General features: G+C 70.0%; 14 protein-coding genes. 3 read left to right on the top strand and 11 right to left on the bottom strand.

Translation table 11 applies throughout. The features are described 5' to 3' along the window. Positions 1–12 precede the first annotated feature (12 nt). Positions 13–4,386 carry a strawberry notch-like NTP hydrolase domain-containing protein gene (locus tag ACP56T_RS11520; protein ID WP_430912249.1) on the bottom strand — a complete coding sequence of 1,458 codons (4,374 nt, stop codon included), beginning with the start codon at positions 4,384–4,386 and terminating at the stop codon, positions 13–15. Between the two features lie 282 nt (positions 4,387–4,668). Between ACP56T_RS11520 and ACP56T_RS11525 the strand changes: the two genes are divergently transcribed. Continuing rightward, positions 4,669–5,142 carry a Ros/MucR family transcriptional regulator gene (locus tag ACP56T_RS11525; protein WP_430912250.1) on the top strand — a complete coding sequence of 158 codons (474 nt, stop codon included), beginning with the start codon at positions 4,669–4,671 and terminating at the stop codon, positions 5,140–5,142. Positions 5,143–5,145: 3 nt separating this feature from the next. On the opposite strand, the gene ACP56T_RS11530 is transcribed toward ACP56T_RS11525, so the two are convergent. From ACP56T_RS11530 to ACP56T_RS11555, 6 genes are all read right to left on the bottom strand, one after another. Continuing rightward, complete coding sequence (locus ACP56T_RS11530; protein ID WP_430912251.1) at positions 5,146–5,550, bottom strand: type II toxin-antitoxin system VapC family toxin; 405 nt, start codon at positions 5,548–5,550, stop codon at positions 5,146–5,148. Next, complete coding sequence (locus ACP56T_RS11535; protein ID WP_430912252.1) at positions 5,550–5,795, bottom strand: type II toxin-antitoxin system VapB family antitoxin; 246 nt, start codon at positions 5,793–5,795, stop codon at positions 5,550–5,552. Before ACP56T_RS11535 ends, ACP56T_RS11530 begins: the two co-directional genes overlap by 1 nt. Positions 5,796–5,983: 188 nt before the next feature. Next, entirely contained in the window at positions 5,984–6,292 is a 309-nt protein-coding gene (locus ACP56T_RS11540) for a DUF4326 domain-containing protein (protein ID WP_430912253.1), read from the bottom strand. A gap of 188 nt (positions 6,293–6,480) precedes the next feature. Continuing rightward, a complete protein-coding gene (locus ACP56T_RS11545; RefSeq protein WP_430912254.1) occupies positions 6,481–8,640 on the bottom strand; it encodes a ParB/RepB/Spo0J family partition protein in 2,160 nt (719 codons plus the stop codon). 262 nt (positions 8,641–8,902) lie between these two features. Beyond that, positions 8,903–9,337 carry a hypothetical protein gene (locus ACP56T_RS11550; RefSeq protein ID WP_430912255.1) on the bottom strand — a complete coding sequence of 145 codons (435 nt, stop codon included), beginning with the start codon at positions 9,335–9,337 and terminating at the stop codon, positions 8,903–8,905. A gap of 96 nt (positions 9,338–9,433) precedes the next feature. Continuing rightward, positions 9,434–9,727 carry a hypothetical protein gene (locus ACP56T_RS11555; protein WP_430912256.1) on the bottom strand — a complete coding sequence of 98 codons (294 nt, stop codon included), beginning with the start codon at positions 9,725–9,727 and terminating at the stop codon, positions 9,434–9,436. 373 nt (positions 9,728–10,100) lie between these two features. Between ACP56T_RS11555 and ACP56T_RS11560 the strand changes: the two genes are divergently transcribed. Both ACP56T_RS11560 and ACP56T_RS11565 read left to right on the top strand, forming a co-directional pair. Next, positions 10,101–10,331, top strand: a complete 231-nt coding sequence (locus tag ACP56T_RS11560) for a hypothetical protein (protein WP_430912257.1) — start codon at positions 10,101–10,103, stop codon at positions 10,329–10,331. Positions 10,332–10,409: 78 nt separating this feature from the next. Beyond that, complete coding sequence (locus ACP56T_RS11565) at positions 10,410–10,568, top strand: hypothetical protein (RefSeq protein ID WP_430912258.1); 159 nt, start codon at positions 10,410–10,412, stop codon at positions 10,566–10,568. 433 nt (positions 10,569–11,001) lie between these two features. Here the strand turns inward: ACP56T_RS11565 and ACP56T_RS11570 are convergent, their stop codons facing one another. From ACP56T_RS11570 to ACP56T_RS11585, 4 genes are all read right to left on the bottom strand, one after another. After that, positions 11,002–11,781 carry a hypothetical protein gene (locus tag ACP56T_RS11570; RefSeq protein WP_430912259.1) on the bottom strand — a complete coding sequence of 260 codons (780 nt, stop codon included), beginning with the start codon at positions 11,779–11,781 and terminating at the stop codon, positions 11,002–11,004. Further along, the gene (locus ACP56T_RS11575) at positions 11,781–12,791 is read right to left on the bottom strand and encodes an ArdC family protein (RefSeq protein ID WP_430912260.1); all 1,011 of its coding nucleotides are present in this window, start codon (positions 12,789–12,791) and stop codon (positions 11,781–11,783) included. Before ACP56T_RS11575 ends, ACP56T_RS11570 begins: the two co-directional genes overlap by 1 nt. A 214-nt stretch (positions 12,792–13,005) precedes the next feature. Further along, positions 13,006–14,172: a GGDEF domain-containing protein gene (locus ACP56T_RS11580; protein ID WP_430912261.1), complete on the bottom strand. Its 1,167-nt coding sequence runs from the start codon at positions 14,170–14,172 to the stop codon at positions 13,006–13,008. Positions 14,173–14,379: 207 nt separating this feature from the next. Then, positions 14,380–14,700 carry a DUF736 domain-containing protein gene (locus ACP56T_RS11585; RefSeq protein WP_430912262.1) on the bottom strand — a complete coding sequence of 107 codons (321 nt, stop codon included), beginning with the start codon at positions 14,698–14,700 and terminating at the stop codon, positions 14,380–14,382. Positions 14,701–14,998: the final 298 nt, after the last annotated feature.

A 14,998-nucleotide genomic window follows, 5' to 3' on the forward strand; every position in this document is an offset into this window, starting at 1 on the left:
CCGGTCGCGGCATTAAGCGTGGCCTTTGGCGTTTGTGCAACGCAGCAGCGGGTGACGGTCGAGCACCGCCGTCAGGATCGCCGGCCCGCGCTCGCCGGTGGGCACGAACAGGCGGGTCCGCCACGCGATCACCTCGGCGAACAGGCCGAGCGCCTTCAGCCCGGCTCGGGCGCTGTCGCTGGAGCCGATCAGTTCGATCCGGTCCTCGCCCATCACCCGCACGCGCCGGACCTGCAGGCCGCCGATGAGTTCCAGGCCGGCCCGGCCGGAGAGCACGGCCGCGAAGGCGTCGGCCGAGGTCATGGCGGTGCCGGCGCCAAGGCCGAGCCGCTCGCGGATGATGGGCAGGTCCTCGGGCTCGACGACGCGGCCGACGATGCGCTCGCCCGCGTCGGTCACGAGGCGGAACACGCGCATGTCGATGCCCGGCAGCCGGTCCCAGATCGGCAGGAGCAGACCGGTGACGACGTGCAGGGTGCGTTCCTCGAACTCGGGCAAGCTGGCGAGTTCCGCATTCCAGGCGACCCGGAACGCCTCCATGGTGGCCTCGGTGAAGTGCGAGCGCTCGAACACGGTGCGGTCGAGGATCTGGCGCTGGAGCGGGCGCACCAAGCGCACCCGCGCCACCACCGAGCCGTCCTCGCGGGTCTCGCTCGCCGCCCGACCGGCGAGTGCCGGGCGCCCGGACTTCGCGTTGACCACCGGCTGATAGCCCTCCGCGATCAGGTCGCGGGCGGCATCGAGATCCAGCGGCTTGAGCCGGCGCCGCTCACTGAGCGTGAGGAGATGCGTGCGCGCGCCGCTGCGGGGATGGGTGTAGGCCACCGCGCGGTCCGTGACCGTGAAGCTCTCGGCGGTGAGCACCTCGACGCCGACGTCGTAGACCCCGGCCGAGATCGCGCCCTCGATCACCGCCGACAGGCGCTCCTCGAACGCCTCGAACAACAGGTTCTGCACGGCGATGCGTAGCGCCAGCACCCGGTTGAGGAAGCGGCCGATCGGCGGCAGCTCGTCGAGCAGCCCCCCGGCCTCGTTGGTCAGCGCGAGGCCGGTCATCGCCTCGAACTGCTTGAGCGGGCAGCCCGCGATCTCGTCGCGCACGATCGCCCAGAAGAGCTGGCGCAGCGCCGTCGCGGCGTAGGGCCCCTCCAGGTTGTCCTCGGGGCGGAACAGGCCTTGGCCGCCGGTCTGGCGCTGGCCGCGGGTGATGGCGCCGAGGGTGTCGAGGCGGCGGGCGATGGTCGAGAGGAAGCGGCGCTCGCCCTTCACGTCGGTGGTGACCGGACGGAACCGCGGGGCTTGAGCTTGGTTCGTGCGGTTGGTGCGACCTAACCCCTGCACCGCGGCGTCGGCTTTCCAGCCGGCCTCGAGCAGGTAGTGGACCCGCAGGCGCTGGTTCTTCGCCCCGCGGTCGGCATGGTAGCTGCGGCCGGTGCCGCCGGCGTCCGAGAACACCAGGATCCGCTTCTCGTCGTCCTGGAACGCCTGTGTTTCGCTGAGATTGGCGGCCGCCGGGCGGTTCTGGAGCACGAGGCGGTCGACCCCGTCCTTGCCAGTCCGGCGCACGATCCGCCGCGAGCGGCCGGTCACCTCGGCCACGGCCTCGGTGCCGAAGTGCTGCACGAGCTGGTCGAGGGCCGATTGCACGGGGGCGAGCCCGCACAGGTGCTCGATCAGGGCGTCGCGGCGCTCGACCGCCTCGCGGCTGGGGACGGGCTGGCCGTCGGCGTCGAAGACAGGCCGGGACAAGATGGTGCCGCTGTCGTCGGTGTAGGGCTCGTAGAGTTGGGTCGGGAAGGCGCTGGCGAGGTACTCCATCACGTACTCGCGCGGGGTCACGTCGAGCTGAAGGTCGCCCCATTCCGACGATGGGATCTCGGAGAGCCGTCGCTCCATCAGCGCCTCGCCGGTCGAGACGATCTGGACGACGGCAGCGTGGCCGTCCGCGATCCCCGCCTCGATCGCCGCGATCAGGCTCGGGCACTTCATCGCCGTGAGCAGGTAATTGAAGAAGCGCTGCTTGCTCGACTCGAAGGCTGACCGTGCCGCGGACTTGGCTGCCCGGTTCAACGTTCCGGACGCGCCGGTGACGCCCGACGCCTTGAGCGCCGCATCGAGGTTGGTGTGGATCACCTGGAAGGCGTCGGCATAGGCGTCGTAGATCGCCGTCTGCTCAGGGGTCAACGTGTGGTCGAGCATCTCGACCTCGACGCCGGCATAGGACAGCGAGCGGGCGGTGTAGAGTCCCAACGCCTTCAGGTCGCGGGCCAGAACCTCCATGGCGGCAAGGCCGCCCTGCTGCATCGCGGAGACAAAGTCCGAGCGGGTCGGGAACGGGAAGGCCCCGCCGCCCCACAGTCCGAGCCGGTGGGCGTAGGCCAGTTTCTCGACCGTCACCGCGCCGGTGGCCGAGACGTAGAGCACGCGGGCGTCGGGCAGGCGGTATTGCAGCGCCAGCCCTGCCCTGCCCTGCTGCGAGGCCTCGACCACGCCGCGATCGCCTGAGCCTGCGGCGGCGTTGGCGAGCGCATGGGCCTCGTCGAGAGCGATGACGCCGTCGAAGTCGCTCCCGAGCCAGTCGCAGATCTGGTCGAGGCGCGAGCCCGCGCCGTTGCGGCCGGCTCCGCGCAGGGTGGCGAAGGTCGTGAACAGGATCCCCTCGGTCAGCGTCACCGACTTGCCCGGCGCGAAGCGGCTGAGCGGCACGATCTGCAGCGGCTCGCGGCCGAGATGGCGCCAGTCGCGCCGGGCATCCTCGATCAGAGTGTCGGATTTCGAGACCCAGAGCGCCCGGCGGCGCCCCTGCATCCAGTTGTCGAGGATGACCCCGGCGACCTGGCGGCCCTTGCCGGCACCGGTGCCGTCGCCGAGGAAGAAGCCCTGGCGGAAGCGCACCCCCTCCGCGCCCTCAGCCGCGGCAGACAGGACGGTGCCGGTCTCGTCGACGGTCCAGTGGCCGGGCAGGTGGCGGGCATGGGCGGCGCCGGCGTAGATCACGGTCTCGATCTGGCACTCCGAGAGCAGGCCGTCGGTGACGACCGGCGCCGGCAGGCGCGGGGCGTGGCTCGGGCGCGGCAGGCGTACCGAAGCCATCGCGGTCGACTGGACCAGCGGGGTCGGGTGCGGCCGGGCGCCCTCGATCCGCACGGTCTCCAGGGCATAGTCCTCGTAGAGCGCCGCCTCCGCCGCCAGCGTCGCGGGCAACTCCTCGATCGCCGTGTAGGCGATCGGCTCGGCGCTCTCGGCCGCCACCGCCGCGGCGGGCGCCGGTCGCGGAGCGGACGTGCGGACGGCAACCGGGCGCGGTGCGAGTCCGACACGGCGGGACAGGCCGGGGATGATACGGCGGGGGTCCGGAGTCGGGGCCGGCGCGAAGCGCGGCGGCACGCCGGCCAGGACCGCGTCCAGGAGCGCGGCCGGATCGGGGCTCAGCCCGAGCGGCACCGTGGGCTCACCCACCTCACCGGCCGGGGCGCGGTCAAAGACCGACAGGCGCACGTCGACCGTGGTACCGTGCCGGGCGTAGGCGCGGCCCGACAGGCCGGCGGAGAACACCAGCCGCCCGCCCCGCTCGGCCAGCGCCGCGAAGGCGCCAGACGTGGACGGCCGGTCAGGGCGGAAGCCCTCACCGGTGATGGCGACCAGGCGCCCGCCAGGGGCGAGGCGGGCCAGCGCCGCGCGCAGGTGGTCGGCGGTGGCGTCGCGGTAGCGCCCCTCCACGTGCGCCGCGACCGAGAAGGGCGGGTTCATCAGTACCACGTCGGGGACCACGCCCGCGTCGAGCCGGTCGTGGATCTGGGCCGCGTCGAGCTGCGTGACGGCGCCGGCCGGGTACAGCGCCCGCAGCAAGCCCGCGCGGGTCTGGGCCAACTCGTTGAGGTGCAGGCTCACGCCGGCGAGTTCGGCATGCACGGCCAGCAGGCCGGTGCCGGCCGAGGGCTCCAGCAGGCGCTCGCCCGGCCGAAGGCCGGCCGCGAGCGCGGCGACGTAGCCGATCTCCAGCGGGGTCGAGAATTGCTGGAACGCGACGCTCTCCTCGGAGCGGCGGGTCTGGGTCGGCAGCAGTCCGGCAACCCGGCCGAGCATGGCCAGCCGCGCGGCCGGAGACTCGGCCTTGGCCCGGATCGCTGGCCAGAACCGGCGCAGGAACAGCACCTGGGCGAGTTCGCTCGCCTCGTAGGCATCCTTCCACAGCCAGAGGCCGTCGGCGTCGCTGCCGCCGCAGGCGGCTTCCATGGCGCCGCGCAGGGCGCCCATCTCGAGCGCCCTGCCCTGCGCGAGTTGACCGGCGATGCGCGAGGCGGCCTGCAGGATCGCGGCCGGGACCGGGCTTGGGGTGAGGGCGGTGCTGTCCTGGACGTGCTGGGCGAGGATGGAGATGTTCACGCGCGGCCTCCTGGCGTGGTCGTGCCGGACCGCAAGCTCTCTCTGCCCTGCCGCCGGCTCGCCCGTCGGCCGGCCTCCTCTTCCTCTCTATCCGCGGTCGGATGTACTGGCACGCGCCGTGCCAGAGCCTGCGCCATCGCAGATCCCGTGGGAGAGTTCTGTTTTGGACTTCATGACGATTGACGTAGCGAAAGACTCTGTCATCCAGTCATGGAAGGCCCGGCAAGAGGCGGGAGGATTCGACGGTTGGAACGGCCGCAGGCGAGCAACGGCGATCGGGTCGTGACCCTCACGGCCAGGATCGTGAGGGCCTATCTGGCCGGCAACGCCCTGACTCCGCGGGCCCTGGTCGCGGTCCTGCGCGAGGTGGCGGAGGCGATCGGGCATCTCCACCGGCATGTGAACGATCCGAGCGCGATCCGCCGGCCGACGCGGCAGGAGATCACGGCCTCGATCGGGGACGACTTCCTGGTCAGCTTCGAGGACGGCCAGCGCTATCGGATGCTCAAGCGCCATCTGACGAAATGCGGACTCACGCCCGACGAATACAGGGAGAAGTGGGGCCTGCCGAAGGACTACCCGATGGTCCCGGCCTTCTACACGCGCAAGCGCGCCGCCCTCGCCAAGCGGACGAAGCTCGGACAGTACGACCGCAACACGGCCAAGCCTCGGTCGGATTATGCCCGCAGGGCCGCGGCCAAAGCTGCGTCCCAGGGCGCCGATCCGCACGCGACCGAAGCGGCTTACGGGGCCTGATGGTCACGGAACGGTGTCGAGGTCGGTCTGCCGAAACTCGTCGGCGGTCGCCAGGATCGGCACGCGGTCGTATTTCGCCGAGGCGTAATGCAGGCAGTCGCCGAGATTGAGGCCCCGGCGCCCGGCTCGGTAGCGATGCGCGGCGGACAGGGCGAGCGTCGTGGTGCGCTTGGCCGGTGGCAGGTCGCGGATCTCGATCCCACGTGCCTCGAGGAACTCCAGGATGATCGGCTGAACGGCCTCGAGTGGCAGCGCGAACTTGTCCGGACGCGCCAGCGCAAGCGCCGCCTCGAGCACGGCGACCGGCGAGGTCATCCGCTTGGCCGCGCCGGCGATGGCGTCGGACACGCGCTCCGCCTCCGGTTCGTCCGAGAGGAGCGCGACGATCGCCGAGGCATCGATGAACATCAACGCTCTCCCCACATCTCGTCGAAGGCCTCGCGCGGCAGCGGCGCGCGTGTCGCCTCGGCGAGCGCCACACCGTGCTTCTCGCGGAGGCGCGCCGCCGTCTCGCGCGGCGTTTCGATGTTGCGGCGGCGCTCGATCGCCTCTTTCATGGCAATGACGATCGCCTCGGTGATCCCGACACCGGCAAGCTCGGCGAACTTGCGCGTCAGCGCATCGGCCTCGGGGTTGTTGACGTTGATCGGCATCCCGGCCTCCGGCTGGAAATCCTGATGTAGACATGTAGATTGCAGCATCTACATGAGCAACGGTCGGGGGTGAAGCGGAGCCGCGTGCGCCGGGTCGGGCTCGCCGTCGGCATCGCCCGCCAGGAAGGCCGGCAGCGCCTCGGCCTCCTCCGGACCTGCTGCCTCCTCCGGCGCATCCACCGCAGCGTTCAGGCCGCCGCCTTGACGTTGCGCCACCACGCGACGCGTTCGTCACGGCTGGCGTTGGCGAGGCGCATCAGGAGATCGCCGTGGCAGGGTAGCGGCGCGCACCAGCACACGAGATCGCACCCGCGCAGTTCGTCGAGCGCCCGCAGCAGATGATGCTGGTCAGCCAACCAACGTTCGTACTTCGCGATCACCGTCGCGCGGTCGCCGTCGCGGCCGATCACGAACGGATTCCCCCACTTCGATCCTCGGCCGATGTAGATGGCCCGGGCCGGCAGGCCGGTGTGGCGCTTGTTCAGAACTCGACACATCGTCCCGGTCCCCGCTCGCAGGAGCGGACGGGCGGCCGCGAACGAGCGGCCGGGGTCACGCGAGCCCTAGGGCGACGCGGAAACGGCTTGCCCGTTGACCCCGGCCGCGGCGCGGCCATGCGGGAGGGCGGAAGCGAACGGGGCCGGACGGGTGCGGGCCGAGACGCGCACCCATCCGAGCCCGACACTCACTCGGCCGCGATGCGGAAGGCTTCCGCCTCATCGCCGCGATCCGCTTCCCCGGTCTCGCCCGCCAGGAAGGCCGGCAGCGCCTCGACCTCCTCCGGACCTGCGGCCTGCTCCGGCGCATCCACCGCAGCGTGGAGGTCCGAGGCGAGGCGCAGCGGCTCGGGCAGCCAGCCGGTCTCGGCGAGCAGGCGCTCGGCCTCCCGGGCCATCTCGCCCTTCCTGAGGTGGTCGACGAGTTGCGCCTTGTCCGCGCCCGCCCCCTCGCGCACCGCCTCCAGGATGCGCGCCTTGGTCACGCGGCCGAGATAGTTGCCCACCATCGGCCGCCAGCCCGCCGCCACCATGTCGAGGCCGGTCGCCCGCGCCAGCCGGTCGGCCTGGGCGAGCCGCATCCGCAGCCCCTGCTCGGTCACGCCCATGCCACCGTAGGGGTTCGGCTTCTCGTGCAGCGCGTTGACCCCGAAGCTGACGCAGTGCGCCAGCAGCGCCATGCGGCTGGCCTCGTCCAGCGCCGCGAGCCAGTCCCAAACCGCGTCGTCGTCCTCGGGCAGTTCGGCCTTCCAGGCGGCGTGCCGCTCGGCGACGGCGCGGGCGCAGGCGCTGTCCTTCAGGTCGTCGGCCTGCATGGCGAGGTGGACCTCCCGGACGGTGGCCTCCAGGCAGCCCTGTGCGGTGCGGAAGCGGAAGGTATCGAGCACCAGTTTGTGCAGGAGCAGCGTCACCGCGACCTGCGGATCGTTCGCCACCGCGTCGCGCAGGGCCAGGGTCCGATGCGCCGTCAGTTCCGAGAGCAGACGGTCGGACAGCGGGCGGATGCCGTCCTCCTCCTCCGGCTCGGGGGCGACCGGCGCGCCGCCGATCGTGATCACCGCCCGCTGCACCGCCGGCTGCGCCGCCTCCCCGCCGTTCGCCGGAACCTGCGCACCGCCCTCGCCGCCGCTGGCCGCGCCCTGCGGTCCGGCCGCGGCCGGCGCCTCGTCCTCGGGCCGGACGTAGCCGCGCTGGACCTGGAGCCGGCCGTCATGGCCGAGGCTGACAAAGGCGCCGGCGCGCGCGATCTCGGCCGGGTCGTAGCGCAGCGGGCGGTCGCCGAGTTCCTCCAGCGCCGCCTCGATCTCGCCGAGCCGGTCGTCGACGGCCTCCGGGAGTTCCTCGTCCGCCTCGTGCTCGGCGATCAGGCGCTCCTGCTCGGCCGTGAGCGCGTCGATCGCCGCGCGCTCCTCCTCCGACAGCGCGACGGGCTCCCCGTAGACCAAGCGCAGGCCGGCCTGATGACCGGAGGGGAAGCCGACCGCCACCTCGACCCACTTCCAGCCCTCGGCCGCGATCGCCTCGGCCTCGGCCTTCAGCCTGTCGCCGGCAAGCCGATCCAGGAGCGCCACGTCCTGCAGCCAACCACCCCGGTCGTCCTGGAATAGGTCGCGCAGCACGGTGCCGCCGGCTTCCTCGTAGGCCGCGAGTCCGAGGAACACCGCCCGCTTGTCCGAAGCCGCCACCGTCTTTTCGGTCAGCAGGCGGCGGATCTGGTAGGGCTCCTTCTGCCAGGAATTTCCCAACGCCGCCCAGACCTGCTCCTGGCGGGCGTGATCCGGCGTGACGGTGAAGGCCATCAGCATCTCCAGCGTCATGCCCTCAGCGGCGTAGACATCGAGGAGGGCGGGGGCGACCTCGGCCAGGCGCAGGCGCTGCTTGACCACCTTGACGTCGATGAAGAACGCCGCGGCGACCGCCTCCTCGGTCATGCCTTTGTCGCGCATGGTCTGGAAGGCGCGGAACTGGTCGAGCGGGTGGAGCGGGGCGCGCTCGACGTTCTCGGCCAGCGAGATCTCGTCGATCAGGATCTCGCCGGCCGGATCCGACACGATGCAGGGCACCGGGCTGGTCTTGTTGAGCCGCTTCTGCTTCACCAGCAATTCCAGCGCCCGGTAGCGGCGACCGCCGGCCGGGACCTCGTACATCCCAGTCTCCCCGCCCTCGCCGTCGAGGACCGGGCGCACGTGCAGGCTCTGGATCAGGCCGCGCCGGGCGATCGACTCGGCCAGTTCCTCGATCGAACCGCCGGCCTTGACCCGCCGGACGTTGGCCTGGCTCAACACCAGCTTGCTGAAGGGGATCGGCCGGGCCGGGGCGAGGGTGATCTTCTTGGGGGCGTTGGCCATCGTGATGTCTCCGCGACGGGTGCCGAGAACCCTCTCTCGACCTTGAAATCCGTCACGCAGCGCAGCGCCGCCTCTTCCTCTGAAGGGCAGCGCCGCACATGGTCATGGTCCATCATTCCTGGTTCGAGCGGCCGGGCCCTCTCCCGACCTCGAAACCCTAAAAGGCGAAGCCCCCCTCCGACTCTGAAGGAGTTCGCGGGACTTGAGACGAGGCCGGATTAGGCGGCGGTCGGCCGGCCGGCGCCGGCGACCTCGACCAGGGTCAGCGGCGGCGCGGCAGTGGCCACGGCCTCGTCGAGCCGCACCACGATGTCCGCGAGCGTCTGCCCGCGTCTACGCAGCACCGGAGGGCCGCCAGGGTGATCATCGGCTCGCCGCCATCGTCGGCCGCCTCCTCCACCGGGCTCCCCATGCCCGGCTTCCAAAATTTCACGCCGGCCTCGAACACGCCGGGCCGCGCGATCCAGGCGCGCTGGTATGGAAGCCCGTTCGCTTGGCAGAAGCGGTCGAGGTTCGGCGTCAGGCCGAAATCCTGCGCATCCTCGAAGGTCACGTTCGTCCCCTCGGCCAGGGCCTCGTGCACGAGGCTGCCGGCCTCGGCGAAGTACACGCTCGCCGCCGCGATCAGCGCTGCGACGGCCTCAGGGCCCGGCAGAGGGCCGCCGACGGTCACGGTGGTCATCACGTACTCGCCCATGGTGCTCGTTCCTTCACCGCGGATCCGCCGGGAGCCGGCGATCCTGCACGGTCGAAGGGCCCCCCTCTCGCCTGAGGGAGGCCGGCATGGGCGTCGTCAGGTTCCGGGCTGTACGAGGACGGTCGGGAGCGGTAGGCCCGACCCCGACAGGATCGGTTCGCTCGATCCGGACTGGATCTGCAGCACCACCGCACCGGCCGAGGCGAGATCGTGCAGTTCGATCAGCACCGTGAGCGCCTTCGGCACGTCACCGGCGAGCAGGGCTCGAGTTGCGTCGACCGAGGTGGCTAAGCGGTGCCGGAAGATCTTGCGGGCGGCCGCTTCGAGCACCCGGGCCGGTTCCTGGACCGTGAGGTGGAGGGCCAGGGTGTAGGACAGGCTCTCGGTCATGTGCGCTCAATCCGCCAGGAGGGGCTGAGAGCCTCTCTCTCAGCTTGCTGATCCCTCGTTGGAGACGTCGAACCCTCCGCCTCTCCTGAACTGCGACGCTGGATCGAAGCAGAGCGAGCGCCTATGATCTCCGTGGGGCGGTACGCGCCGCCCTGGGGCGTGGAAACCCCTCAACGAACGGTTTGGTGCCCGCCGGCTTGGGCACCGGAATCCTTGACCTATGGGTCGGGGAGCCTGCGACGCATGTCCAGGCGCCTCGGTGCTAAAGGTTGCAGGGACCGTTTCGTTGCGGTTTTCCAACTCCCCGACTGGGATGGTCGAGGCTCGTTTGCGGGGGCGCACCGCGGACACGGGCCTTCCGGGGAGACGGCCGATGGGCGCTTCGCGCGATCCCGACGCAGACCTGTTCCGACCGATCAGCAAGCGCGATCTCGACGAGTTGGGCGGCGTCTATCTGGACTCCCTGGCCTGGGACGACTGGCGGGCGACCGACCAGGATCTCCTCCGGTCGAGGGATCTGCTCGGCGCCATCCTCGCTGCCCTGGGCTGGCGGCCGAACGACGCGACCGTCCGGACGCCGCGGCAGCCGAAGTTCGACGCCTGAGCCTCTCGGACCGCCATGTGGCCGCAATGTCATCGTCATCCGCGCCGCTGGGCCCGCGTGCGGGCGCGAGCCCGGATCATGCACGCGCGCTACGGCGGTGATGCCTACTATCTGGCCCGGGAGCGGGCGCGGCGTCCGGATGGGCGGCGGACCTGGTTCTGGACGCGCGTCGCGGTCGAACTGGCCCGCCTAGACGGACGGGAGATCGGTGTCGGGACGAGCGACCGGTGGCGCTGATGGCGTCGGTCCTATGATCTCCGCCGGGGACAGGCGAGCGGCTGCGACACGTGGCCGAAAAACAATCGGCGCGCCTCTCGTCGGAGAGGCGCGCCTCAAGGTGGTTCTTGGTCTCAGGAAAGAACTAAAGCCGTTCGTAGAAAATAAGCCCGTCAAAATCTGTGCCTTCCGCGCAACACCCGAGACCAGTCGATACAATCTCGACCCGAGACAGGCTGACATCGGTCATGTTCTGCCGACGCTCTCCTAAAGTCAGCAAGAAGTGCTCAAAATACTGAGCAAATCGGCGTCACCCATGTCGATCGAATACTAGATACACAACTTCGAGAGCAGCGCTCAAATAGAAACAGTCGGGCGTCTGCCGTGAGGCCGGGATCGGATGACCTGGTGGCCGAGCAGGCGAGCCCGAGCAGGCGGGGAGGACGGGCGACGCTCATGACCCCGCCCTCGCCTCGGCGCCGGCCCCGAACGGTACGACGCGCCGGACCACGACCGGCCGGGTGTTGGCGGCCTGCGCGAGATGGTCGATCAGGGCGAGGTCCGCGTCCGAGCACGGCCCGCGCACCTCGATGTCGATCCAGTGTCCGGACCGGCCGACATGACTGTCACGCAGCCGGTGGTTCGAGGAGATGTAGAAGTTCCCGTTCGACTCGACGAGCCGAACGCGCGAGGTCAGAAACAGGATCCCGGCGCCGAGATTGCCGCAAAAGATCAGTTCGTCGGCCGGCGTGGTCGTGGGGCCGCCCCCGACCGTACGCTTCCCGATCTGGCGGAACGCGGAGTCGAAGGTGGCCGGGTTCAGGGTGGTGCGCGCCTGCGTCGGGGCGTGGAAGATCCACGGCGGCCGGAGCGGGTCGATCCGGCCGACGGCGATCTGGTGCAGCAGGTCGCCGAAGCTGTGGGGATCGGCCGGATAGGGGCAGGTCCGCCACAGGGCGCGGATGGTCCGGCGCAGCGCGGGGTCGAAGGCAAACAGCCGGGCGCGCATCCGCCGCCAATCGGCGGCGCGCTGGGTGCGGCGCGCGCGCTCGGCCTCGCCCCACCAGACGGCGCGGCGGGCCATCTCCGCGTCGACGCCGTGCTGGCGGGCCGCGATGGCCTCGGCGAAGAGCGGCAGGGCCTCGCGCTCCAAGCGCTGCTTGCGCAGGAACGCCGCGCGCTTGCGCGTGGTCTCGCGGTAGGGTTCGGATCGGGGCGAGCGGCGGAAGCGCATCAGGCCGCCTCCGCCACGATCGTCGCGGCCGACGGCGCGGCATCGCCGTCCTCGGCCGAGGCGGAGGGTTCCCCGTCGGGCAGGCGGGCGAGCAGCCAGTCGGCAGCCTTGCTGGCGTGCGAGGCGGCGCGTACGATCGCCCTGTCGTCCTCGCGCAGCACCTCGATCCACGAGTTGATGTAGTCGGCGTGCCGCACCGTCGGCACGATGCCGAGGCTGGCGCAGACGAAGGCGGCGGAGATCTCTGCGACGAGTTCCTCCCGAGCGTAGCAGGGGCTGCCATGCCGCCCCTTCATCTCCCGGTTCAGGCGCGAGGAATGGCCACTCGCGTGGCTCAGCTCATGGGCCGCGGTCCGGTGGAAGTTCACCGCCTCGTGGAAGGCCTCGGGCGGGGGCAGCACGACCACGTCGTCGGCCGGGCGGTAGAAGGCCCGGTCGCCGCCGATGCGGATGGTGATGCCAGAGGCCTCCATCAGCGCGCGGAAGCGCGGCTCGATCAGGTCCTCGCGCGGGGGCGGCGGGGGCACGTAGAGGTCCTCCGGCAGGCCGTCGCACTGCGCACAGTTGAAGACCGTGTACTGCTTCAGGAAGGCGATCGAGCGCGCCTCCTCACCCTCCCGCGCAGCACGCGCGCGCTCCTGCTCGGGGGTGAAGCGGTCGGCGTAGACGACCGCGCTCCCCTTCTCGCCCCGGCGGACGCAGCCGCCAAGCGACAAGGCCTGGCGAAACGTGATCCAGCGCTGGGTGGCGTAGCCGGCCTCGATGCCGGCGGCCCAGAGCAGCATCACGTTTATGCCCGAGTAAGCGCGGGCGGTGGCGGCGTTGCGCGGCATGGCCACCGCGGCGGTGCCGGACCCGGCGCTCCAGGGCTGGACCCAAGGCACGCAGCCGGCCTCGAGTTGGGCGACGATCGTGTCGGTGATCCGCCGGTACAGGTCGACGCGCTGGACGGGAGCCGCGTCGGCGCGGGGGCTGCGGGCTTTCAGGGACGAGGAGGGGCGGCGGGCCATCGGCGGGCTTTCGCGACGGGCGCCGGAGCCTCTCTCCGGCCTGATCTCCCGTCATGCCGCTCCGGCCTCCTCTCACTCCCGCACGTTCCTCCCCACAAGGCACCCTGGGCATCGTCGGCATGCGGACGCCTGGGTCAGAACCTCATCTGCTTGCGCATGCACGGGCCCGATTGCGACCCTCTCAAGTCATACAGGGACTTATGACCGTATTTTCCTAGTGGACGCTCGCTCTGGAGCTAGGCAGGGCTACGTTACCGAGGTGTAGGCGACCCTTGCCGGCACGTTTCGCGCCATATAGTGCGGTGTCCGCTTCCTCCAGAAGATCGTCCAGACGCGTCCTGGGGTCGCTCGTGATTGCCGCGCCGACGCTCGCCCCGATCCGCGCTGGAATGGCGCGCCCGATATCGAATGGTCGTTCGATCTCTGCGATCAGGATCCTGCCAAAGGACCAGATGCGATCTTCGCCCCAATTCGGGAGCAACACGACGTATTCGTCTCCGCCAATGCGGCAAGCGAGGCACTCCGGAGGCAGAAGCCGGCGCAGTATGTCGGCTACGTGGATCAGAACCCAATCTCCAGCCGCATGACCATACCTGTCGTTGATCTCCTTGAACCCGTCGAGGTCTATGCAAAGGACCCCAACCGTAGACGACCCTTTGCAGCCGGCGATGATCGATAAGAGATGTGCGAGCTTTTCCCGCATGAAGGTCCGGTTGGGAAGCTTGGTGAGCGCGTCGTGCAGAGAAGTCTGCCTGTTCGCATGCTGCCCGTGAATCGCACCGAGAAGGCTGGTATGCGTGCGCCGCATTAGAAGCCAGAACGCGATGGCGATACCTGGACCGAGGATGGCGAAGGGCCGGGCGATGTCCGAAAAGCCCACCGCCAGCCCGAATGCCAGCGACCCATTCAGCATGACGATGTTCAGCATTGCCAATACAGGAAATGCCGCGAAGAGGGCAGTGATATACCCGCAGAAACCAACTGTCAGGATGATGCCGAGGATCGCGGTCCGCTCGGACGGCGCTTGAGCGAGGATGAAGATATCGATCGCGATCAAGGCAATCAGCCAGAGGTTGATCCAGGCGGATAATGCCTGTGAGCCCGCGTCGAGCGGTTGCCCCGTTGGCGTCAGCCGTCGCCGCAACCGCCACCGAATACCGAAGAGGACCACATCGATCGCACTGAACGCGTAGAGCCACTGCCAATCCGAAGCAGCCAGCGCCCAGAACCAGCCGAGTTGCGTCCAGAACAACGCGGCTGTCGAAAGCAGGTCGTCATCGTTCAGGGTCGCGAGCGAGAGGGTCCGGATTTCTGGATCCTGCTTCCCGTCCTGATGCAGGAGCGCATCGAGTAAGCGTGACGAGAGAGATAGGTTGACCATCGAGCGATACTCGTAGGGAGGCTGTTCCGCAGCACCATAGGTTCACCCGATTGAAGAGATGTTCACGGACGGGCTTCGACATGTTCGCTTTTCGCGATCTCAGGTTCGAGTGCTCGGGCAGGAAACCCTTCTTAGCGGCCGTTCTAAAGTCAAGCTGAGCACGCGCTAACCCGCCCCGCCCATTGGGCGGGGCGGCGGAGGCCGGGATCAATCCCGGCGGCGGCCTGTGGGACGGTTCCAGATCAGCGAGAAAGTCTTGCCGTCCTCCTCGCCGTAGAGCCCGGCGTAGAGCGGAGCCGGCAGGCTCGGGTCGTCGAGTTTGATCGAGATGTAGTCCCGCTCCTCCCGCGACCGCTTGGCCCAGCCGGCGCCGATCTCGGCCTTGCCGAGGAAGATGCGGTGGGTCGGTGCGTTCTCGCCGCCGCGACTTTCCCGCACGATCGTGACCTTCCGGGCCTGGATCGTCAGGGTGGTGATGTCGCCGGAGAAGCCGGTCTCGGTCTGGGTGAAGGTGCCGATGGTCGCCATGGTCTTGGATCCTCGTCCGTTGCTCGCTGCCGCGCCCTCGCGGCCTCGATGGCGGTCGCTGAGCCGGAGGCGACCGGCGCCGCACCTGCGTGCAGGCTGAAGCGGAGCGGAAGACGGCGTGGGGACGGGTTTCTTGCTGCGCGAGGAGCCGCCGCAGGCGGCGGGGAAGATAACCCGGACCCCGCCGTTGCGGTGGTCCCGGGGGCCCCGGATAGACACGCCCATCTACGAGGCCCGTGGGCAGCGGCTCTGAGCGTCGGCGCGCAGGCAAACCCTGGCCGGCCCGGATCCGCCATCA

It is taken from the genome of Methylobacterium endophyticum, from assembly GCF_050591105.1.
In the GTDB taxonomy this organism is placed as follows: domain Bacteria; phylum Pseudomonadota; class Alphaproteobacteria; order Rhizobiales; family Beijerinckiaceae; genus Methylobacterium.

Excerpts from the sequence above, each read along its gene's own strand:
- ACP56T_RS11575 (WP_430912260.1), bottom strand. The coding sequence starts at position 12,791 with ATGGCCCGCCGCCCCTCCTCGTCCCTGAAAGCCCGCAGCCCCCGCGCC.
- ACP56T_RS11540 (WP_430912253.1), bottom strand. The coding sequence starts at position 6,292 with ATGTGTCGAGTTCTGAACAAGCGCCACACCGGCCTGCCGGCCCGGGCC.
- ACP56T_RS11580 (WP_430912261.1), bottom strand. The coding sequence starts at position 14,172 with ATGGTCAACCTATCTCTCTCGTCACGCTTACTCGATGCGCTCCTGCAT.
- ACP56T_RS11560 (WP_430912257.1), top strand. The coding sequence starts at position 10,101 with ATGGGCGCTTCGCGCGATCCCGACGCAGACCTGTTCCGACCGATCAGC.
- ACP56T_RS11545 (WP_430912254.1), bottom strand. The coding sequence starts at position 8,640 with ATGGCCAACGCCCCCAAGAAGATCACCCTCGCCCCGGCCCGGCCGATC.
- ACP56T_RS11570 (WP_430912259.1), bottom strand. The coding sequence starts at position 11,781 with ATGCGCTTCCGCCGCTCGCCCCGATCCGAACCCTACCGCGAGACCACG.
- ACP56T_RS11550 (WP_430912255.1), bottom strand. The coding sequence starts at position 9,337 with ATGGGCGAGTACGTGATGACCACCGTGACCGTCGGCGGCCCTCTGCCG.
- ACP56T_RS11530 (WP_430912251.1), bottom strand. The coding sequence starts at position 5,550 with ATGTTCATCGATGCCTCGGCGATCGTCGCGCTCCTCTCGGACGAACCG.
- ACP56T_RS11565 (WP_430912258.1), top strand. The coding sequence starts at position 10,410 with ATGCACGCGCGCTACGGCGGTGATGCCTACTATCTGGCCCGGGAGCGG.
- ACP56T_RS11585 (WP_430912262.1), bottom strand. The coding sequence starts at position 14,700 with ATGGCGACCATCGGCACCTTCACCCAGACCGAGACCGGCTTCTCCGGC.
- ACP56T_RS11535 (WP_430912252.1), bottom strand. The coding sequence starts at position 5,795 with ATGCCGATCAACGTCAACAACCCCGAGGCCGATGCGCTGACGCGCAAG.
- ACP56T_RS11555 (WP_430912256.1), bottom strand. The coding sequence starts at position 9,727 with ATGACCGAGAGCCTGTCCTACACCCTGGCCCTCCACCTCACGGTCCAG.